Below are 22279 nucleotides of genomic sequence, written 5' to 3'. Positions count from 1 at the left end.
TGCTCATTTAGTTTAAAACACTCAATTAATATGAGAAAGAGGCTCCGTTTTTATTCCCATTGAAGTTGTTTTATCTGTGGATAGAGAAGGGGCTGCTGCTTGTGGACTTGCAAACTGATTCTCGCTTTTGGCAATAACGACCGTTGCTACGCTGTTGCCGATCAGATTCGTGATCGCACGGGCTTCAGACATGAAGCGGTCAACGCCAAGCAGCAGAGCCATACCTTCGATTGGAATCACATTACCCGGTACAGCGGCCAAGGTAGCGGCCAAAGTAATGAAGCCTGATCCGGTAACACCTGCTGCGCCTTTGGAGGTCAGCATCAGGACGCCAAGCACGGTTAAAATTTGAATCCAGGTTAATTCGATTCCATAAGCCTGAGCGATAAACAATGCGGCCATGGACAGATAAATCGAGGTTCCATCCAGATTGAAGGAGTAGCCGGTAGGAACAACAAGACCTACTACCGATTTGGAGCAGCCATATTGCTCCAGACGCTGCATCAAACGCGGGAGTGCCGATTCGGAAGAGGAAGTACCCAGTACGAGCAAAATTTCCTCTTTAATAAATTTCAATAGATTGAATAAGCTAAAGCCATAAATTCGGGCAATCGTTCCTAGAACGATTACGATAAACAGAAACATGGTGATGTAAACCGAACCCATCATTTTGCCTAACGAGAACAAGGAACCGAGGCCGAATTTACCGATGGTATAAGCCATAGCGCCACCAGCAGCAATAGGGGAGAAGCGCATGATCAAGCTGACTAGACGGAAAAAGATTTCATTCATTTTTTCAAAAAATACAGTTACCGGCTTCGCTTTCTCGCCTAATCCGGCCATAGACAACCCGAACAGAACCGCGAAGAACAAGACAGGAAGCATCTCGCCTTTGGCTAATGCACCGACTGCGCTGTCCGGAATGACACTAACGAGAAAATCCATAAACCCATGCGGAGTTTCCGCAGCCTGCTTCGTATACTTGGCGACTTCTGCAGCGCTTTTGCCGACTTTACTGATATCCATACCCGATCCTGGGCTGACCATATACATCACTGCGATGCCGATAGCCATTGCGAAGGTTGTAATAATCTCAAAGTAAAGTAATGCCTTGCCCCCAATACGGCCTATTTTTTTCATATCACCCATATTGGCGAAGCCGATGACAATTGTGAAGAATACGATAGGGGCAATGACCATTTTAATCATTTTGACAAAAATATCTCCAAGTACCTTCAATTCGACGCCTGTGGCAGGGAAAAATTGTCCGATTAGTATACCAATTACGATAGCACATAAAACCTGGACCGTAAGGTTTTTAAAATTAATTCTCATGGAATTACGCCTCTTTTCTCTTAAAGGGTTAATTGGTATGGTTTCGCCGTTGTTGTTGAAGAATCAGGACGGACAGTTTTGCGGGCTACACCGCTTTCATATGCGGCTTGAATGACGGCATCACGAACGCGTTCGACGACAGTATGATTGAACACACTTGGAATGATGTAATATTCGTTCAATTCTTCATCCGTGACGACTGAGGCAATCGCTTTCGCAGCAGCAAGCTTCATTTCCTCCGTAACCCGGGAAGCCCGACAGTCCAGCACCCCGCGGAATATACCGGGAAAGCACAGCACGTTATTGATTTGGTTCGGATAGTCGGAGCGGCCTGTTGCCATAATTCTGACGTAAGGCTCTGCTTCCTCCGGTAAAATTTCCGGTGTTGGATTCGCCATCGCGAAGATGATGGGATCTGCTGCCATGCGCTGTATATCCTCGACCTTGAGCACCCCTGGCCCTGATACGCCGATGAATACATCCGCACCGCGAATGACTTCTGACAGTGAACCGCTAAGCCGTTCGGGGTTCGTATGCTCGGCATACCACTGCCAGGCTTCATTTTCGTAAACCTCGCCCTTGACGATAGCTCCGGCACGATCAACTCCGATCAGATTGCGAACACCAGCGGTCAGCAGCATTTTGGAGCAGGCGGTTCCGGCAGCGCCGATACCGCAGATGACAACCTTGCAATCCTCCAGCCGTTTGCCTATCAGCTTAACGGCATTGAGCAGTCCTGCCAGCAGAACGACTGCGGTGCCATGCTGATCGTCGTGAAATACGGGAATGTCAAGCTCTTCAATTAACCGTTTCTCGATTTCAAAACAGCGCGGGGATGAGATATCCTCCAGATTAATGCCACCAAACGATGGCGCAATCGCTTTCACGATCTGGATAATTTCTTCCGTGTCCTGAGTATCCAGACAGATAGGGAACGCGTCAACGCCGGCAAATTGTTTGAACAGCACGGCTTTGCCTTCCATAACCGGCATTGCTGCTTCCGGTCCAATGTTGCCCAAGCCGAGCACCGCAGACCCGTCAGATACAACCGCGATCGTATTGCGCTTGATCGTTAGCGAGTGGGCGCGGGATTTTTTCTCGTGTATGGCCATGCAGATTTTGGCTACACCCGGCGTGTAGACTCGGGACAAATCATCGCGGTTTTTAATCGGTGTCTTAGGAGTCATTTCGATCTTGCCACCGATGTGCAGCAGAAAGGTTTGATCGGATACATGGATAACTTTAACGCCTGTAACGGCGCCAACCGCTTGCACGATGAGATCTGTATGTTTGTGATCGTACACATTAACGGTAATATCACGAATGGTCGTTGTTTTATCCGAGCGATTGACGTCGATGGCGATAATATCGCCTCCAGCGTCGCTGATAGCTATAGCAATCTGGCCGAAAGACGTAGTTTCCTTATTCATTTCCAGCCGTAAGATAATGCTTGTGGTTGCTCCTGAAGGTATAGCCATTAGATTCGATCACGTCCTCTGTTGTTGTTGTGGCTTTATGATATCGCTTACAAAATGTTTTGTGAATCATTTGACCATATTGGTGGTTTTGGTCTTTTTGGTCACGAAAAAGAGCAGCGGATGGGTATCCTGCTGCTCTTCGTCTAAGGGTTTATCGGTCGGATCGGCTTAACGCTTTAAACCGGATAAAATGTATTTGTTGACTGGGCGGCCTAGTCCATACTGAAGATCTAGATGAACCTTGCCGCTCTTTTCCAAATATTCGAGATATCGTCGAGCAGTAACCCGGGCGATACCTACACCTTCAGCGACTTCTTCAGCGGACAAGGGCCGAGACCGTTCATTCAAAAATAGAACAATCTGGCGCAGCGTAACAGCTTGCAGTCCCTTCGGAAGCAGAGCGGAGGTGGCGTCTTGGTGCTGTACAGGATCACTGGCCGTACTACCTCGTCCATAGGTTCCGAACAGCAGCCGATCGAGCTCACTCTGAGATACGGTCGTTTCGGCCTCGAATTGTTCCTTCATCACGCGGTAATGCTCCAATGCTTGCTTGACCCTATCAAATTTAAACGGCTTGATGATGTAGTCCACAGCTCCATTTTGCAGCATGCGTTGAATCGTTCGCTGATCGTTGGCCGCGCTGATGACAATGACGTCTACGGACATCTGCTCCTTGCGAATTTGCGCCAGTGTCTCGATGCCATCCTGCAGGGGCATGAAAATATCAAGGATCACAAGATCCGGCTGCAGCGAACGAATCTGTTCAATCCCTTCCAATCCTGAGCCTGCAACACCTGCTACGCGGAAGCCATCGACTCGTTCCACAAACTGCCGATTAACCTCCTGCACCATCAGGTCGTCCTCAATAAGCAGCACATTCATGATCCTTTGACTCATCGTGTATGACGCCTCCTTTACTTAATTTGGCTTATACCTAGTTAACGCCTGGCACAGTGGTTTCCTGAGTCAATCGCATGGGAAAAGAGATGAAAATCGAGGTGCCCTCAGCCGGTTTTGAGTCGACTACGATACTGCCGCCCCCTTTACGAATGATGCTTGCAATTAAATAAAGGCCGAATCCTCTGCCGCCCGACCCTTTGGTCGTAAAGCCCTGATCAAAAATCTTCTCCTGAATAGCGCTATCGATGCCGCAGCCGTTATCCTCAACTAAAATTGACAGTACCTCTTCATCCTGCTCAATGCTGAGGGAAATCCGTTTGTCCGCTCGGATGCCTCCCAGCGCATCAAAGGCGTTTTCTACCAAATTGCCGATCAGGATCACGAAATCATGATCATCGATTCGTTCCGGCAAATGCTCCAGATGGCTCTGCCGATCTATTTCAAGCGTAATGCCCAGCTCTTTACCGCGGCTGATTTTGCCTAGCAGCAAGCCTGTCAAGCTATCGTTCTTGATCCGCTGAGTCAAATATTGAGTCAGTTCGACTTGCTGCTCTGTAATCTCGAAAATATAATCCAAAGCTCTATCCGTACTGCCAAGCTGGATTAAGCCACCTATGGTGTGCAGCTTATTCATGTATTCGTGATTTTGGACACGCAGTGCGTCAACAAAAGTCCGGACGCCTGTTAACTCCTCCGCCATCTGCGCAACCTCGGTCCGATCTCGGAATATGGCAACAGCGCCGACGGTTTGTCCTTTGACGGTAATGGGGACACGGTTGCTCATAATGACTGCGTGACCGATCTGAAGCTCTTTATTATATATAGGCTGGTTCAGCACCAGAATTTCCGGAAGCCTTGTGTCGGGGACAACCTCGCGGATCATCCGTCCAATAACTTCGCCTTGAATGTTCAGCATTTGTTTGGCCGGATCATTGCAAATGGTAATGCGTTCATGTTTATCGATAGCAATAACCCCTTCATGCATGGCGTGAAAGGTTGCGGTTCGCTCGGTTAATAGCTCGGCAATTTCATGAGGCTCCAGCTCGAACATCTGCTTTTTGATATGCTGCGCAAGCAGCCAGGAGCCCCAAATACCAAACACCAGAGAGATCAGCAGGATCAGATAAGCCTGACCGCTCAGCTCCAGCAGCACTTGACCCACACTGGGCAGCAGCTGTCCGACGAGCACAACGCCGACCTGTGTATGCTCAGTATTCATCACGGGAACGAACGCACGGAGCGCGGTGCCCAGCTCTCCTTTGGCCTTGGCGATGTACGTATGCTCGGCAAAGGCAGGTCCTTCATCGGTGCCTCTGGAATAGGTTCCGATATTGCTCTCAACCGGATGCGTCAGCCGCATTCGGTTCATGTCCATCACCACGATGTAGGTCACATCGTTAATGATCCGGATCCGCTCGGCCGCTGCCTGCATCGACGTATCCTTCTGTTGGGGAGTCGATAGACGGCTCGCTACCTCGGGCATTTGCGCGACGGTACGGGCTGTGACGAGCAGCCGCCGTCCAAGCTCGTCCTCCTTAAGGCTGATGATCGAGCCAACCAGAATGGTCCCGCCGATCAGCAGGGAGAAGACCACGATGCCGAACGATAGAAAGGCGATTTTCCAGTTAATTTTCAAACGCTGCAGCATCGTCCGGCACCCCTACAATTTCGTATCAACTACCCCCATACAATAAATCTTTTTAAACGCTATAGCAAGAATAATGCTGGATGATCTCTTGTAGATAACGAATGATTTGATTTTTGTATACCAATGAATACAATAGAGAGGAAGACAAGCGGTAAGGAAAGCAGGTACAGGGATGAGATCGGTAACGGGAATCATAGTTATTGTTGTAGTGGGCCTGACGGCTGCATGGCTGATCGGTTTTTACCCGACCTTATTTGCAGGGCCTACTGTCTATGATGATGAGCAGGTCGGATTTGATCGGCAGATCGTAATTAAATTCAGTCATGTTGTTGCGGAGAATACGCCTAAAGGTCTGGCTGCGCAGGAGTTTGCCCGGCTGGTCAAAGAAAAGACGCATAATCGGGTCAAGATCGAGGTATACCCGAATAGCGTCTTATATACGGAAATTGATGAGATTAGGGCTTTGCAGGAGGGTCATGTCCAAATGATCGCGCCGTCCTTCCCGAATTTATCCTTGCTTCAGCCCGGATGGATGGCGCTTGATTTGCCCTACGCTTTTTTGACCCATGAAGCCGTGCAAGAAGCTTTTAACGGTAAAATTGGACATGTGTTATTCAACCAGCTAGAGCAGGTTAATATGGTTGGCATGGCCTATTGGGGCAATGGTTTTAAGCAGATGACGAGCAATCAGCGGCCTCTTGTGCATCCAGCCGATTTTAAAGGATTGCATTTCCGGACGATGCGAAGCAAATTGCTTGATGCCGAATTTCGTCTGTTTGATGTCAAAACCACCCAAATGCCGTTTAACGACGTCTACAAAGCGATGGAAAATGGAACTGTAGACGGGGGCGAAAACTCCATTTCCAATATATATTCCAAGCGATTTTTTCAGGTTCAGCAGTACATGACGATCAGTGATCATGGTTACCTTGGCTACGCTGTTTTGATGAATAAATCCTTCTGGCAAAAGCTATCGCCCGAGCTGCAAGCAGCGCTTCGCGAGGCTATGGCGGAAGCGACAATATGGGGAAATAAAATGGCTTATGAACTGAATGAAAAGCAGCTTGAGGATATAAGGAAAGAATCCAATATCCAGATTTATACACTAAGTCCGGCAGAAAGAGCTGAATGGAGACGCGCCTGGGAACCGATCTATCCCCAATATGAAGCTGTTATAGGACGGGAATTAATAGATGAAATTCGACGTCTTCAGCAGAAGTACGGTCCATAGGGGGACAGTATGTCAGTGTTCTCCCAAGGCAGTTTTTGCCTTTTCTATTCATTTGAAAACAGTCGTGATATATTAATATAAAATAATCTCATCGATTTCGGAGGCATTCATAATGAACAAGGAAACATTTGTAGCTTGGCTTGAGGAAAAAATTCAGCGCATCAACGATACACCGGTTAGTCTGGTCGAAACGAAGGAAAAACAGCATTACCTGTTAGGTAGCCTGAGGACGCTAGAATTAATAAAAGAAAAAATGGTTAACGGTGATTTTGATAACGAGTAGATTCAGTCGTGGATATCTGCGACTTTTCAACCATTAGTAGGCCATCGACGAAAGAGCAGACGAATAATGACTATTCGATCTGCCCTGCGCCTCTAGCGTATAGGCTTAGTGATTACCGTCTTGATGACCATGATGCTGACCGCTGGAATGCTCACCCATATGGCCTCCCACTTGACCGCCTACGCCATGACTGCCAAAATGGCTGTCTGCATGAACACCTGCCTCATGGTTTCCCCAATGACCGCCAGCATGGACGCCTACGCCATGACCACCAAAATGACTGCCAGCATGGATACCGGCGCCATGATTGCCCAAAACCCCACCGGCATGCACACCTATGCCATGACCGTTAGTACCATGGCCAAAATGAGTGCCAGCATGAACACCGGCACCAAGGGTGCCAAGGTGACCGCCTGCTTGAACGCCAACACCTTGACTGCCAAAATGAGTACCAGCATGAACACCCGTACCATAACCAGCGAGATGTCCACCGGCATGCACGCCAAGTCCATGACTTCCAAAATTACTGCCGGCATGAATACCAACGCCATGCCCGCCCAGATGCCCACCCGCTTGAAACCCGACTCCATGTGGTCCATAATACCCTCCAGCTTGTGGGTGTACCCCGAAGAACTGCTGCGAGTAGGCTTGTGGATAATTCATATGTGGATATTGCCCTTGGGCGTACATATGAGGAATTCCCGGATAGGGCATCGCGTGCTGCTCCGGCTCCCTGTATGTGACTGATTGAGTCACATACGTGGGCACTTCTTGCTGCACATACATGGTTTGGCAATGCATTTTATCCAGACGTGGAATATAGGCAGTGCTTCCCGGAGCGATATCATTAAAGTTTTGAATTTGCGGGTTCATGGCTTCAAGAATGGGCTTGGGGACATTATACATCTGTGCAATTTGCTCCATGGTTTCGCCTTCTTGGCTAAGATGCTGGGCATAATAGTTGCCGTCCAAGTCATCTTCTCCCCTGAAAGAAGGAAAGGAAAAAGGTGACAGTGAGAAAAAAGGCAGTAAACGAGGACGAGAATCCGTTCGGTAAAAGGATGGCTGCCCAACAAAACCTCCGCCAAAACCATCATGACTCTCCAATCCCCCGAAACCTCCCAATCCAAAAGCAAGCTCATTCATAATGTTAACCTCCGCTTATGATAATATAGTCATTTGTCCCTATTGTATGGGCAAATGTCATAATCGGTTCGTAATAAACAGTAAAAATTTTAGTGAGGGCCGCTATGTGATCAGAACGTATTCCAGATATGCCAAGCATCCTCAGGAGGCTGATCAAGGATTGGAGCGTTTTAAGCTTTACCGTTACTGCCAAAAAGTCTGATTTTATTTCTGACGATATTTTTCATCGCATCACGAGCCGACCCCTGATATTTTCTTGGATCCGTGATTTCGCTATCCGATTGAAGAAATTCACGTACTGCCGCGGTGTACGCTACCAAATTTTCCGTATTGACATTGATTTTACCAATACCAGAACGAATAGCATCAACAATCTGTTGATCTGGAATACCTGATCCCCCGTGAAGCACAACCGATACATCAATAGCTTCCGCAACGGTGCGAATATTATCACAGCGAATCCTTGGCTCTTTTTTATACATCCCATGTGCAGAGCCTACAGCCATTGCCATGGCATCGACTCGGGTTTCATTCCAGAAATAGATCGCTTCATCGGGCTTGGCCAGCAGGGCATCCTCCTCAGATACCGTATGATCGTCCTCTGTACCACCAATAGAGCCCAATTCAGCTTCAACAGATACACCAACCGCATGTGCCGCCTCTACGACCTTTCTGGTCATGCGGATGTTTTCCTCCAAGTCGTATTTGGACCCATCAAACATCACAGAGCTAAAACCAGCATGGATACATTTCATCGCGACTTCAAAGCTGCTGCCGTGATCCAGATGCAGAGCCACGGGAACACTTACCTGACGGGCTGCATTTTGGGCAATAGATACTACATTTTCAAGGCCCATATAGCGAATACCCAGCTCACCCACACCAAATATAACCGGTGATTGTTCTTCTTCGGCCACTTCCGCTATCGTATGCGCGAATTCCAAGGTAATCAGGTTAAACTGTCCGACGGCAAACTTTTGTTCTTTAGCTTTCGGTAAGAAGTGAGTCATAGGTACAAGATTAGTCATAGGATGATTCCTCCGTTGATTTAATATCAGCTCGATAAAACTTATGTTCGAAAAAACTGTTGCTTTGATAAAATGGTAATACGATGATCATTTCCCCGTCAAAATATCACATCCTGATCGAAAATTTGATTAAATGTGCAATTTCAACTCAATAATAATTCAATAATTTAAATTTAGCAACAAAATAATGAAAAAATAACGTTTAAAATATCAAAAGTTATCAAAATAAGAGCATTTACATATCATGTTTGTATCGTTTACAATTGAACAATGATAAGTGAAGTGAGCATGTCCAATAAAGTAACACCAAAACAATGGCAAAGAAGAGGTTGAATGGTAATGATTATTAAGAAAAGACATAATCAAATACTTGAAATGATGAAAATACACAAAACCTTGAGTATTGCCGAAATCGCCGAGAAACTGCAAATATCGGAAATTACGGCTCGCCGGGATCTGGAATTTCTCGATAACAATACGAACCTGCTAGTAAGAATCCGCGGTGGCGCCCAGTGGGTTGAGGAACAGCCTGAGCCGAATACAGCCTACCTGAATGATCGCTACTCCGACCGATTTGCCAAAAATCAGCAGGAAAAAATAGCGATTGGCAAATTGGCCGCGTCGCTAATCAAGGAGGATGAAACGATCATTATTGATGCCGGTTCCTCAGCGATTCAACTGGCCAAGCATATCGATGGGAGAAAACGGATCACAGCGGTAGTGACGGCTATCAACGTTGCCGAGGAACTGGAGGGTAAGGAAGGTGTAGTGACGGTTATCACCGGGGGGGTGTTCCGTTCAAGCACAACGACATTAATCAGCCCTTTCATTGAGCAAAGTCTGACAAGTATATATGCTGACAAAGTGTTCATCGGAGTGGCCGGAGTTTCGTTGTCGCACGGCTTTACGGACAATGATCTTCTGGAAACCGATGTCAAAAAAATATTGGTCAACTCAGGCCGAGAAATCTATTGGCTTGTGGATTCCTCCAAGCTCGGATTTATTGCCTCCTTTCATATATCCAAAATTTTACCTACCCATACACTGATAACGGATCAGGGAATTTCACCTCAAATGAAAGAGGATTTGGGTAAGCTATGTCGCATACTAGTCGCTGAAAGGGCGTGACTGCCGTCATTCAAGTAAGGTTTGTCCATTAGAGGTGCCCGACAATAACATTTATTTACTCTTGACCGCGAACCTCCAGACCCACTAAGAAAGTGGAATCTGGAGGTTTTGTTGTTCACGGCCTTACAATCTAATCGCTCTTATTTTGATAATATCGTGATAGATATAATCATTTATACGAAATTAATTATCATATAATATCAGTATTTTGTTGATTTGAACCATATAAAATAGAAATTGAAGAAGATTAATTATTAAAAAAGCGTTTACAATTGAGGTGAATGGCTATATAATCGATTTTAAAGACAAATGTTACAAAATTATCATCCATATTACAAGTGTTCATGAAATATTGATATCATAAATTATCATTTCTATCATGAAACTAATGATCAATATTGTTTCATTTATAAGTTGAAGAGCGAGGGTGAAATCAATATGCTTCCAAACGAAAGGCAACAGGAAATTCTGGAGCTGCTTAAACAAAAGAATACGATCAGTATTACTGATTTTGCTGCTGAGCTTCAAGTATCAGAAATAACGGTGAGAAGAGATTTGGAGCTTCTGGACAATAACAACCAAATCATCCGCATTCGCGGGGGCGCCAAATTATTGGAGAACGAGAAGGTTGAGAAGGATACGAATTTTCTGAACCGGAGGTTTTATAATCAGGCAGCCATTCAAAAGCAGGAGAAAAGGGCCATCGGCAAGCTGGCTGCTTCGCTTGTTAAGGATGACGAAACGATATTGATTGACGCCGGCTCGACAACCCTGTCGCTCGCCAAGCACCTGCATGGAAAAAGAGGAGTCACGGCAATCGTGACAACCGTCAATATTGCCGAGGAGTTAGAGGGAAGGGAAGGCGTTACGACCATTTTGTCGGGCGGCATTTTTCGTTCTAAAACCACTACGCTCGTCAATCCGATTATGGACCGGATGCTGATGCAGATTCATGCTGACAAGGTGTTCATCGGGGTAACAGCGGTTTCACTAACCAAAGGCTTTTCCGGAAACGATTTTCTGGAATCAGAGGTCAAGCGGCAGCTGTTGAATTCCGGTAAGCAGATTTATTGGCTGGTGGATTCTACCAAGATCAATTCAATTAGTACGATTCATATATCACCATTTATCAAGGAGCACTTTATTATTGTCGATGATGGTATTCAGCCTAGTTCGAAAGAACAGCTGGAAAAGCAGTGCCAGTTATTAATTGCAGCTCGGGAAAGGGAATCTGCAGATGAATAAAATGAATGTGGTTATCGGTCAATCAGGGGGACCTACACCTGTTATCAACGCATCGCTGCGAGGAGCAGTGGAGAAGGCATTAAAGCATGATCAGGTGGGCTCCGTTTATGGAACGCCTAATGGATTGCAAGGGATACTGAATCATAAGCTGATCCGCTTAAATGAAAAATTGCCTGAGATTTGTAAGGCATCGGAGCAGCCGGGAGCCATATTGGGCACATCAAGGCATCCGCTGGCTGAAGAAGAATACGCCAAAATCATTGATGAGCTGGAGCGAGTGAATGCTAAGATTTTCTGCTATATTGGCGGCAATGGGTCCTCCAGAACGGTATTGGCGCTGCATCGGTATGCGAGCGCTATGGGCAAGGATATCCGATTTGTTCATGTTCCGAAAACTATCGATAATGATCTGGACGGAACGGACCATTGCCCCGGTTATGGAAGCGCATCCAAATTCCTATCCCATACGGTGCAGCTGTTTGCAGCCGATATGCTGTCATTGCAGACAGTGTCCAAGGTAGAAATTATCGAGGTCATGGGCGGGAATCGGGGATGGCTGCCTGCAGCTAGTGCATTGTTCAAGAAGCAGGAAACCGACTACCCGGATCTGGTCTATTTGCCTGACCATCCGATAGATGCTGATGCCTTTCTAGCTGATGTGGACAACACCTTCAGCAGTAAAGGACGGAGCATTATTGTCATTGTGCCGGATCACATGAAGGTGAACGATCTGGCCAAAGACCCGTATGCCACGGAGGACCCCATTCGCGGACATAATGCAGGCATCGGCTTCAGACTGTCGCAGCACATCAATCGTCAGCTGAAAATTCCGACAAGAGTCACCGTACCGAATTCATTATTTCGAATCGCTTCGGGTTTTGTCTCCAGAATCGATTATCAAGAATCGCTGCTGCTTGGCGACAAGGCCATTGATTACGCTCTGGCAGGTTATTCCGGCGGGATGGTCACCCTGGAGCGGCAATCAAGCTCCCCTTACGTAAGCCGAGTTCAGTGGGCTCAGCTGGACGATTTCGCAGGCAAAGAGAAAACGTTCCCAACGTCATACTGGGATGCTAGCAGACATATGCCGACACCTGCCTTTATCGATTACCTGCTGCCACTGATTGATCAGGAGGAGCCGGGGCTGGTATTCAGCTTGAATTGAGGGTCAATGTGGAGCGGGTGAGGTTCACGTTAATTTTGAAGGGGGGTGAGCGGCTCGGCTTGGCAGAGCGTTCAGACTTATGGCATGAGGTTTTATGACAAGGGGAACTTTAGAAACGAGAGGAGCTTTTATCTATGACATTTATAAAGAATCAACGCCGTCTTATTGCCATGCTTGCCTGCACTACTTTTATTCTTTCTGCTTGTTCAGCCCCAAGTGGGGTCGTTAACAACAATAATCCAGCCCCATCCACCGGTGCAGCTGGCGTCAGCAAAGCCAAAACAAAGGTTACCTGGCTGCAGTATTGGAAAAGCGAGGTTGGTGAAAAGCCGCTCAATGATTTAAAAGCAGGGTTTGAAGCCAAGAATCCGGATATTGAATTGGATATTCAGGACATGCCCTTCTCCCAGATGCATGACAAACTCGTAACGCTGCATGCCGCAGGCAATGTCCCCGACCTCATTCTGCTAACCTCCCCATGGGTAGCTGAATTTGCCGCCTCTGGCATTACCGAGCCTCTCGATACTTACTACAATGCGATGCCCAAGGAATTTCAGACAAGCAATGAAGGTCCTTACTGGAGTCCGTGGAAGGGCAAGCATTATGGTATGGGCTTTATCACAGGAAATACGGCACTTTTCTACAACAAAAAGAAGCTTGCGGAGGCCAATCTGACGCCTCCTACGACCTGGGACGAATACCGCAGCGCCAGCATCAAACTGGCTGATGCCAGCAAAAACAAATTTGCCTTTACAGGCAACATGGCATCCGAGCCGCCATCCACGATTAACACCGAGCTGTGGCCGTTCATCCTGCAAGCCGGCGGCAAGCTGACGGAGAACAATAAAGCGGTGTTTAACTCTCCGGAAGGTGTCAAAGCGCTGGAATTTTACAAAGGGTTGATCAAGACGGACAAGGTGGCTACCCCAGGTGAGCTGTCGGCCGGAGAAAAAGAGAAAAGATCGAATTTCAGTGCCGAGAATACAGCCTTTATGTTTGATGGGCCGTGGGGAATTGCGATTCAGAAAACCGCTAATCCGAATCTGGATTTTGGCGTTGTACCGATGCCTAAGGGCGCGGTTGGCGCCACGATTGCTGGTGGAGGCGCAATCGGCATGATGTCCAAGAGCAAGAACAAGGACGCCGCCTGGAAAGTAATGACCTACATGATGGAACCGTCTACACAAATTGCATGGGCGAAAGCTACCAACAACTTCCCGCACAATAAAACTGCCCTGAAGGACGATTATATTCAAAAAAATCCGCTGCTTAAAGTGTTTGCGGATCAGAATGAGAGTCTCAAGCCGATTAATCCCGATCTTCAGCTGCCGGAAAGTACAGTAATGAGAAAGATCATGATCAATGAGATTCAAAACTATCTGACTGATAAAAAGACAGCCCAGCAAGCGTTGGACGATGCAGCGACAGGTTGGAATGCGGTATTTGACAAGTATAAATAAATGGGGCCAGATGGCCCCTTATCTTTTCACAAAGGAGTTTCCCTTATGAGAGAACAACCGGTCATTCGTTATGTACGAAGGCTCTCGTTTATTTTTCCGGCGATGATCCTTTTAATTCTGCTTACGGGATACCCCTTGTATGATGTTGTTACAATGAGCTTGTTTGATTATCGGAATCCGGCACTGCCGGTGTATGCAGGCATGTCCAATTACAAGTATGTGCTGATGGACCCTCTATTCTGGCATTCTTTAAAAAATACATTGGTGTATACCTTTGGAACCGTAGTATTGGTTATGTTATCCGGATTAATATTCGCCGCATTACTCAATCAGAAAATTAATGTCAAGATACGGGGCGCTTTTCGCTCGGTTCTGATGTTCCCATGGCTGTTATCCAGCGCTGTCGTCGGTTCGGTATGGATGCTGCTGTTATCACCATTTGGTTTATTGAACTGGTTTCTATTGAAAGTAGGGCTCATTAACGAAAGTCTGGCGTGGTTAAGCGACGAAAGATTCGCGATGATTGGATTAATATTGGCTAATACATGGAAAAGCTTCCCTTTCGCCATGCTGATGATATTGGCGGCTTTTCAAACCGTTCCTGATGATATTATAGAAGCGGCACAAGTGGACGGTGCCAATCGGTTCAGACGTTTTGTATTTATTGTCATTCCCCAAATCAAGGATCTGCTGTTTACGATCATTACGCTCGAAATTATTTGGCATTTCCGGTCCTTTGATCTTGTATTCCTGATGACGGGCGGAGGTCCGGTGAATGCAACTGAAGTATTATCGACATATGTATATACCGACGCTTTCCGTTCCCTGGATTTTGGGCATGCCTCTGCAACTGCCATCTTCATGCTTATTGCGATGATAGCTATTTCCAGTCTCTACTTGAGAGCCTCGTTAACCAAGGAGGGCAAATAAGATGAATATGCGCAGGGTTGGTTTGTATGCACTAATTTCATTACTGACTTTCCTCGTAATGGTACCGCTGCTCTGGATGCTCTCGGTTTCTCTGCGAACGAATGTGCAGGTGTTCTCGATTCCGCTCAATTTGCTGCCGCCATCACCCGACCTGGATGCTTACAAGCAAATATTTGCCAAACCGGACATGATCCGTTTGTTTCTGAACAGCTATATTGTTGCTTTTGCCGTTACGCTGCTGTGCATATTCCTGTCTGCTTTATCGGGATACGGCTTGTCACGCTACCAATATAAAGGGAAACGTTTTATTGTTTTATATGTTTTGTTGACCCAGATGTTCCCTATGGTTTTGTTATGTATTCCTTATTTTCTTATTATTTCTCGGATGGGCCTATACAATACGTATACAGCGTTGATTCTTGCTTATACCTCCTTTGCACTGCCTTTCTCGATGTTGATGATGAGAGACTTTGTGAACAGCATTCCGCGTGAACTGGATGAAGCTGCAACGATGGATGGCTGTGGTGCTTATCGAACTTTTTTTCAGATTATATTACCGCCCTGCCTGCCGGGCTTGATCGCTACGGGTGTGTATACGTTTATTTTGGCCTGGAATGAATATTTATTCGCTGTAGTTTTGACCCAAAATATTTCTTCCCGGCCTTTAACATTGGGGATCGGTATGCTGATCGGCGAGTTTACGACACAATGGAATCAATTGATGGCATTATCGCTGATGGCAAGTGTTCCGCTGCTGGTCATCTTTATGTTTGTACAAAAATATTTCCTGCAGGGTCTCACAGGCGGCAGCGTCAAGTAAGGCTGCTGCAGATGCCGAAATTAAGCATAGTTTTTCCGTAGATAAGAATAGAAGCAGTGTTCCCCAATCACCTATACTAATGTTGTACCTACAAGCACTGCTGACTAGTGAAATTCATGAAATTCACGGTCTGTCATGCTTAACTACAACACATTTAGGGAGGATCACAGTCATGTCAACACAAAAGAATCCATTGCTTTCCAAAGAAGAGGTTACTTTTTACGAAGAAAATGGCTATTATTTATACAAGAAGCCATTGTTCAGTCAGGAAAAACAGCAAGAACTGAAACAAATCTTTGAAGAGCAATGGGAGCTGGTTGGCCGCAAATTGAACAGCGAGCTGGATACACCTCATTTTCGGGATGAAAGGCTGCTTAAATTTTTGCTGAGCGATGAGGTGCTGGATTTGGTTGAGCCGCTTCTTGGGCCCAATATCGCGCTATGGTCCAGCCATTTTATTTGCAAAGAGCCTTTCATCGGCAAACAGACGCCATGGCATGAAGATTCCGCCTATTGGAACGGCCGGTTAAGCAGATTCGACAAACTGGTGACCGTATGGCTGGCGATTGATCGCAGCTCGGAAGAGAATGGCTGCATGCGGGTTATTCCGGGCACGCACAACAATGGTTTTTCGGAATATGAGGCTGTGGATAAAGATGAGAATATCTTCGCTACAGAGATCAAAAAAGTCGATGACTCGAATGCCGTATACTTCGAGCTGGAGGCTGGTGAATGCTCACTTCACGATTCAAGGATTATGCACGGAGCCAAGCCCAACACGAGTCCTTACCGTCGCTGCGGTTACACGATGCGTTATTTTGCCACAGATGCTAAATATATTGAAGAGAAGAACTCTCCTGATTTCAAAATTTGGCTGGCACGCGGAATAGACCTGGCCGGCAACCGTTACGAGAATGCCTAAAAGAAGTGGAGATTGCCATGCAGCTTAAAATGTTCAAGGCGACTTGGGGAAATAAGGAACCTCTAGCCAGTTTATTCGCAAAATCAGTTGATGCCGGCTATGCCGGCATCGAGTGTCCGCCGCCTGACCGTGACCATGAAACGGAATTCCGCGAGCTGCTGGAGAAGTACAACTTCGAATATATTGCCCAGGTTGCCACTTATAGTGGAGACCATTATCACGAGTTTGCCGAACTGTCGGCAAGAGCGATCGAGTTTAAGCCGATTCTCATAAATTGCCACAGCTCCGTTCATGGCTTGAAATTCGCAGAAAATGTCCGCTTCTTCGAGCAAGCGCTGGCCATCGAGAAGCAAGCCGGTATTCCCTTCGCGCATGAAACCCATCGAGGTCGGGCGATGTTTACACCCTGGACGACGGCCGAGCTGCTCCAGGCTTTCCCTGATTTAAAAATCAATGCTGATTTCAGCCATTGGTGCTGTACCTGTGAAAGCCTGTTGGGAGATCAGTTGGATAATCTGGAGTTGGCGATGTCCAGAGCCATCCATATTCATGGCCGGGTTGGCCATCGTCAAGGACCACAGGTATCGGACCCTGCAGCTCCCGAATATGCCGCCGAACTTAGTGCGCACACGGGGTGGTGGCTGGAGATTTGCCGACAACGACTGGCCGAGGGCAATTCGTATATGACATTCACACCCGAATTCGGTCCTCCCGGCTACATGCCAACGCTGCCTTACACCAGACAGCCGATCAACGATTTATGGAACGTGAATGAATGGATACGAGTTTACTTCGAACAGCAGTATAAGCAGCAAGCATAATTATGGGAAAAGGGGGATATGAATGGATGAGGATTTCATCGGACCAGAGCGATTGACGAATGAAAAATTTATGATTCTGCCGTCCCCCTTTCGTATTTATCAAACAACAATTGAGCAAAGAGTGAGAACGCATTGGCACGAATTTTTTGAAATGTCGTTCGTACGATCCGGAGCAGGAACACATATACTGAACGGGAATCCGATTCCGATTTCAAGAGGCCATTCCTTTTTGTTAACTCCGGCAGATTTTCACGAAGTCGTACCGGACTCAAATCAACCGCTGCATATTTATAATTTGATTTTTACGAACAGGTTTATTAAAGATGAGCTGATGCCCCACATTTTCGAGGGAATTTCTGTTCATTCCTGTCTATTTCAAGCTGAAGAGTGTGAGTTTATTGAGCAGGTCTACAAACGGATTTGGGAAGAAGCCCACAATTGGCGGTCAGATAGTGAGTTCATTGTGCAAGGCAGTATTGAGCGCTTGCTGATCGATCTCTCACGCAAATGCCGACAGGCTATCGATATACCTCAATGGGCCGGCAATACGGCGGTGCATGAGGGAGTCCGCAAATCGTTAATTTATATACAGCATCATTTTCGTACAACCCTTTCCCTGGAGGAAGTCGCTTCTTATTGCGGCCTATCGACCAACTATTTCAGTGAGTGCTTCAGCAGGATGATAGGCATGCCCTTTCAGGTCTATGTCAAGGAAGCACGGCTTCAATTTGCCAAATCGCTGCTCGGTACGACAACACTTCCGATTACCGATATTTGTTTTGCCTCCGGCTTTAATACGCTGCCTTACTTTGAGCGGGCTTTCAAGCAAAAATTTGCGCTTTCACCCCGCGACTATCGTAAAAGCTCTGTCTATTGAAAGAAAACAGAGCTCTTAACAGTATGATTAAGGATACCAGAAGTACTTTTGTCACAGCTTGCTTACATCAATACGAGGAGGATATGCATGTCTGATAGCGCTGCTTGGGAAGGCACTTTTCATGGAGAACCCGCCATATGGCTGAAATCCGGGAAATATGCAGCAACAATGCTGCCGAACATAGGCGGCAACCTGGTTGCTTTTCGCGATACGAAAAGGGACTTCCGTTTTTTGCGTGAGCCCTCCGAGGAGGAGATGCCTGCGTTTAAAGCGCGTCCGCTTAATCACGGTGTCCCCGTGTTATTTCCGCCTAACCGTTATGAAAATGGCCGATTTCCGTGGGAAGGCTCGACACTTCAGCTGCCGATCAACGAGCAATCCAGAAATAATCATCTCCATGGGTTTCTGTACAATACACCCTGGACCGTTGACGATTATGGGTGTACAGCCAATGAAAGCTACGTGGTCGTCTCGGTTCGTGTGGATGAGACCCATCCCGCCTATTCTCATTTTCCTTATACCTTCACTTTCACACTTCGTTATGTATTAAGCAAACATGGTCTTCTCCAACACGTTATCATACGTAACGATGGTCATAGAACGATGCCTTGCCTGCTTGCGTTTCATACCACGATCAACGCGCCTTTCACATCGGAAGGGGCATCCACGGATTGTCGTGTCAAACTGACGATTGGTCGTCGGTGGGAGCTAAACGATCGTATGCTTCCGACAGGGCGCTTCCAATCACTCAGCCGAGAAGAAGAGCACATGCGTGATGATGGTGTTTACCCATTCAATGAGGTCATGGATAATCACTACACAGCAGAAGCTCAGGACGGACGCAACCGAATGGAACTGACGGATGCCAGGCAGGGCATTAAGTTGATTTATGATGTCGGAACCTCCTACAAGCAATGGATGGTGTGGAACAACTTTGCCAAGGAAGGCTTCTTTTGCCCAGAGCCGCAGATTAACCTCGTCAATGCACCAAACGTCAAGCTGCCAGACCATGATATCGGACTATATGGATTGGCACCGGGCCAAATATGGGAAGAAACAAGCCGTCTCTATATTACGCAAGCTCCATTATTTACATGATAATGACAATATTTGTAATTATTAACAGGCGGGGCTGAAAAAAAGAGAAACGAAGGCGCTGTTTCATGATGACGCTGCAAGTAATCTCATTTATTATGTTGGATGGACAAGCAGGGGTGACTATTGATTTTCCACTGACCACCAAGGAAAAACAACGTGTGTTCACAAACGGCTCTGCTCGCAGCATTTGCGAAAAGAGCTTTTTTCCATTCAGCAGAAAAAATTGTTTGTCTTTGCAGCAACCTTTTTCGTCTATATTCCGTCTTAAAAATTAAGCATTTATTGGTAATGCACTTTGAGGAGGAATGAATGATGAGGATACGCAAAAACGCAAGCACGGCAGCACTTGTATCGATGTTATTACTTTCCAATGTCCCACTGGCACTGGCAGATGAAGCAGTGCCTGCAGCCATGAGCTCCAGACCAATGTCAATCCCGCCAGGTGGCTCCGAGGCTAGTCCAGGAGATGCAAAAATCTCCAAAGAACGGGCTATCGAGCTGGCTAAATCGTATGTAACGATACCAGAAGGCTATACGATCGAATCGGTAAATCTAAATTCCAACAGCTACAACGGGAATCGAATAATAAACTGGAACATAAGCTTTCGCAAGCTTGTTGATAACAAAAATATCGGCAATATGAACATTACCATTAACGGATTGAACGGCAAGCTGATGGAATATTATTCGTACAGCAATGATCCCGATTATAAACCGAGTTATCCTCCTAAAGTGGACCTACAAAAAGCGAAGGGCATTGCCGCGGAGTGGATTGCCAGGCTGAACCCGGATGAGCGTGAGCAGTTGCTGTATAACGACATTCTGGAGCAGTCGCTTAAGGCGCCGCTGAATGGCTCCTACCAGTATTCAATTCGATACGACCGCACGCATAATGGTGTGCCCTTCCCGCAGAACGGTATTAATATTCAGGTGAATGGAGACGGCGTCGTTACCCAATACAGCTTTAATTGGGATGAGAGCTCAACCTTCGAGAAGGCAACGCCGATCAGTGAAGAAGCAGCTGCCAAAGCCTTCAGAGACAAGCTCGTTCCCAAGCTGAATTATCTGATGCTGAACGAAGCGAAGGGCGAGAGAAAGCCAGTCGTTGCATATACGATGGAGCTCCCAATTCTGAATGCAGCTACAGGAGAAGTATGGAAGCAAGGACCCGCTGCCAGCGTCAGCCAAGAAACGGAAAAGCCTTTAACGGATGCGCCTTTAAGTGCGCCACCTGCGAGCAATCTCAATCTGACCAAGGAACAGGCGTTGGAAAAAGTCAGCTCCACGTTTAAGCTTCCGGATGGCGTCAAGCTTGAAGACGCTTCATATAACGAATCGACCAATCCGGTAACAGGTGAGGTACAGTCCATATGGAACCTTCGCTGGAATGAGGAGAAGAGTGCAGACTCCAACATTAGAGCGGGGATCAATGTATGGGCTACAGTCAACAGCAAAACGGGGGAAATTACCAACTTTAGCCGTAATACTTATACACCTTATGGAGATCAAAAGCCGGTTGAGCCGAAGGTAACCGTGGAAGAAGCGAAAGCGAAGGCTATCGAATTCGTTAAAAAGCAGCTGCCTGCGCACACCGACCAGTTAGTGCTGGACACAGCAGCAATCGCCAATTTATTGACTATGCCAGCTGAGCAAAGAAAAATGATGACCGCCTGGGACATCCCTTTCAAGAGAATGATTGACGGTGTTTATGTGAATTATGAAAACGTGCATCTGGCTGTGGATAAAGTGACGGGAGACATCACGAATTATCAGTTCAACTTTTCCAACGTTGCTTATCCGAAGCAGAAGCCAACTGTTATTGATCTAAGCAAGGCTAAGGAGCTGCTGTTGTCTCCCTATACGATCAAGCTTAATTATGTGCAGTTGAATCAAGGGTTTGGGATTATGCCCATAGAGAAAATTCGCGTAATGATGGCTGCGGGAGAGCTGCCGCAAGGCTCTGATACAACCGACAAAGAGGCCAAGCTCGTGTATGTCCTGCAGTCTAAATATAGTGGCGAAAGTTATTTTCTTGATGCCGTAACCGGTCAATGGAGAAATGGCTCTAACGGTGAAGCCATGAGCTTGGAGAAGGTACATGTCACGGATATCGAAGGTCATTATGCACAAACAGAGCTGCAAATCATGCTGGATTACCAGGCGCTGGATGTCACAGACGGAAAAGTAAGTCCGAATGCTTCCATAACGCGCGGTGAATTGGTCAAAATGCTCGTTATCGCAATGAACGGGGGTCGCTCCGGTATTTATTATGGTGCGGAGCGCGCAGCATCCTTCAAAGATGTGAAAAATGAATCACCACTTTTTGCCTACGTGGAGAACGCTGTTGACCGCGGAATCATTCAGCGCGGCAAGGATTTCAATCCGCAGGAGATTATGAATAGGGAAGATATGGCTGAATTGATCGTAGGTGCGCTTGGTTATAAAAAACTGACGGACTATGCCAATATTTTCAGTGACAAATTCAGTGATGCGGGCTTGCTCAAGAACCGTGGTGAAGCAGCCATTGTGATTGGACTCGGGATTATGACGCTTTCGGATGGAAGCTTCAACCCCAAACAGGAAGTTACTCGCGCACAGGCTGCCGTAGCATTCTATCGTTACTTGCAAAAGGCGACTGAGCTGGGAAATAGATACTATTAATTTTATGAGAAGTCCTTTCTAATCTACATGTCAAAGAACCAACATCCCTACTTCAGAAGTAGAGATGTTGGTTCTTTGGCATTGCCACTGTCTTTCCTTTCTT

20 protein-coding genes are annotated in these 22279 nt (G+C 46.7%); 14 read left to right on the top strand and 6 right to left on the bottom strand.

Translation table 11 applies throughout. From position 1 onward, the window contains the following. Positions 1-21: 21 nt before the first annotated feature. From LRL21_RS07975 to LRL21_RS07960, 4 genes are all read right to left on the bottom strand, one after another. Positions 22-1335 carry a dicarboxylate/amino acid:cation symporter gene (locus LRL21_RS07975; protein WP_240415246.1) on the bottom strand — a complete coding sequence of 438 codons (1314 nt, stop codon included), beginning with the start codon at positions 1333-1335 and terminating at the stop codon, positions 22-24. A 20-nt stretch (positions 1336-1355) separates the two neighbouring features. Beyond that, positions 1356-2813 carry an NAD-dependent malic enzyme gene (locus LRL21_RS07970; protein ID WP_240415245.1) on the bottom strand — a complete coding sequence of 486 codons (1458 nt, stop codon included), beginning with the start codon at positions 2811-2813 and terminating at the stop codon, positions 1356-1358. Between the two features lie 168 nt (positions 2814-2981). Then, the gene (locus tag LRL21_RS07965; RefSeq protein WP_240415244.1) at positions 2982-3710 is read right to left on the bottom strand and encodes a response regulator; all 729 of its coding nucleotides are present in this window, start codon (positions 3708-3710) and stop codon (positions 2982-2984) included. 37 nt (positions 3711-3747) lie between these two features. Continuing rightward, positions 3748-5361 (bottom strand): ATP-binding protein, encoded by a 1614-nt coding sequence (locus tag LRL21_RS07960; RefSeq protein WP_240415243.1) that lies wholly within the window; start codon positions 5359-5361, stop codon positions 3748-3750. A gap of 172 nt (positions 5362-5533) precedes the next feature. On the opposite strand from LRL21_RS07960, the gene LRL21_RS07955 reads away from it, so the two are divergent. Both LRL21_RS07955 and LRL21_RS07950 read left to right on the top strand, forming a co-directional pair. Then, positions 5534-6592, top strand: coding sequence for a DctP family TRAP transporter solute-binding subunit (locus LRL21_RS07955; protein WP_240415242.1), 1059 nt, complete (start codon positions 5534-5536; stop codon positions 6590-6592). Between the two features lie 112 nt (positions 6593-6704). Next, positions 6705-6875, top strand: a complete 171-nt coding sequence (locus LRL21_RS07950; protein WP_240415241.1) for a hypothetical protein — start codon at positions 6705-6707, stop codon at positions 6873-6875. Between the two features lie 105 nt (positions 6876-6980). On the opposite strand, the gene LRL21_RS07945 is transcribed toward LRL21_RS07950, so the two are convergent. Then, complete coding sequence (locus LRL21_RS07945) at positions 6981-8021, bottom strand: LysM peptidoglycan-binding domain-containing protein (RefSeq protein WP_240415240.1); 1041 nt, start codon at positions 8019-8021, stop codon at positions 6981-6983. 170 nt (positions 8022-8191) lie between these two features. After that, positions 8192-9049 carry a class II fructose-1,6-bisphosphate aldolase gene (fba, locus tag LRL21_RS07940; RefSeq protein ID WP_240415239.1) on the bottom strand — a complete coding sequence of 286 codons (858 nt, stop codon included), beginning with the start codon at positions 9047-9049 and terminating at the stop codon, positions 8192-8194. Between the two features lie 339 nt (positions 9050-9388). On the opposite strand from fba, the gene LRL21_RS07935 reads away from it, so the two are divergent. From LRL21_RS07935 to LRL21_RS07880, 12 genes are all read left to right on the top strand, one after another. Next, the gene (locus tag LRL21_RS07935; RefSeq protein WP_240415238.1) at positions 9389-10177 is read left to right on the top strand and encodes a DeoR/GlpR family DNA-binding transcription regulator; all 789 of its coding nucleotides are present in this window, start codon (positions 9389-9391) and stop codon (positions 10175-10177) included. 438 nt (positions 10178-10615) lie between these two features. Beyond that, complete coding sequence (locus LRL21_RS07930; RefSeq protein WP_240415237.1) at positions 10616-11422, top strand: DeoR/GlpR family DNA-binding transcription regulator; 807 nt, start codon at positions 10616-10618, stop codon at positions 11420-11422. Beyond that, positions 11415-12587: a diphosphate--fructose-6-phosphate 1-phosphotransferase gene (locus LRL21_RS07925; RefSeq protein ID WP_240415236.1), complete on the top strand. Its 1173-nt coding sequence runs from the start codon at positions 11415-11417 to the stop codon at positions 12585-12587. Before LRL21_RS07930 ends, LRL21_RS07925 begins: the two co-directional genes overlap by 8 nt. A gap of 134 nt (positions 12588-12721) precedes the next feature. Beyond that, positions 12722-14047 carry an ABC transporter substrate-binding protein gene (locus LRL21_RS07920; RefSeq protein ID WP_240415235.1) on the top strand — a complete coding sequence of 442 codons (1326 nt, stop codon included), beginning with the start codon at positions 12722-12724 and terminating at the stop codon, positions 14045-14047. 45 nt (positions 14048-14092) lie between these two features. Then, a complete protein-coding gene (locus LRL21_RS07915) occupies positions 14093-14977 on the top strand; it encodes a carbohydrate ABC transporter permease (protein ID WP_240415234.1) in 885 nt (294 codons plus the stop codon). 1 nt (position 14978) lies between these two features. Further along, the gene (locus LRL21_RS07910) at positions 14979-15797 is read left to right on the top strand and encodes a carbohydrate ABC transporter permease (RefSeq protein WP_240415233.1); all 819 of its coding nucleotides are present in this window, start codon (positions 14979-14981) and stop codon (positions 15795-15797) included. A 172-nt stretch (positions 15798-15969) separates the two neighbouring features. Then, complete coding sequence (locus tag LRL21_RS07905; RefSeq protein WP_240415232.1) at positions 15970-16719, top strand: phytanoyl-CoA dioxygenase family protein; 750 nt, start codon at positions 15970-15972, stop codon at positions 16717-16719. A 17-nt stretch (positions 16720-16736) separates the two neighbouring features. Beyond that, positions 16737-17540: a sugar phosphate isomerase/epimerase family protein gene (locus LRL21_RS07900; protein ID WP_240415231.1), complete on the top strand. Its 804-nt coding sequence runs from the start codon at positions 16737-16739 to the stop codon at positions 17538-17540. 22 nt (positions 17541-17562) lie between these two features. Then, entirely contained in the window at positions 17563-18417 is an 855-nt protein-coding gene (locus tag LRL21_RS07895) for a helix-turn-helix domain-containing protein (RefSeq protein WP_240415230.1), read from the top strand. 87 nt (positions 18418-18504) lie between these two features. After that, the gene (locus tag LRL21_RS07890; protein ID WP_240415229.1) at positions 18505-19515 is read left to right on the top strand and encodes an aldose 1-epimerase; all 1011 of its coding nucleotides are present in this window, start codon (positions 18505-18507) and stop codon (positions 19513-19515) included. 65 nt (positions 19516-19580) lie between these two features. Then, entirely contained in the window at positions 19581-19790 is a 210-nt protein-coding gene (locus tag LRL21_RS07885) for a hypothetical protein (protein WP_240415228.1), read from the top strand. Positions 19791-19824: 34 nt separating this feature from the next. Next, entirely contained in the window at positions 19825-22176 is a 2352-nt protein-coding gene (locus LRL21_RS07880) for a YcdB/YcdC domain-containing protein (protein ID WP_240415227.1), read from the top strand. Positions 22177-22279: the final 103 nt, after the last annotated feature.

Origin of the sequence: Paenibacillus periandrae (assembly GCF_022458865.1) — a bacterium.
GTDB classification, from domain to species: Bacteria; Bacillota; Bacilli; order Paenibacillales; family NBRC-103111; genus Paenibacillus_S; species Paenibacillus_S periandrae.
The sequence above is the reverse complement of the archived record's forward strand: the minus strand, read 5'-3'. Positions and strand labels throughout refer to the sequence as shown.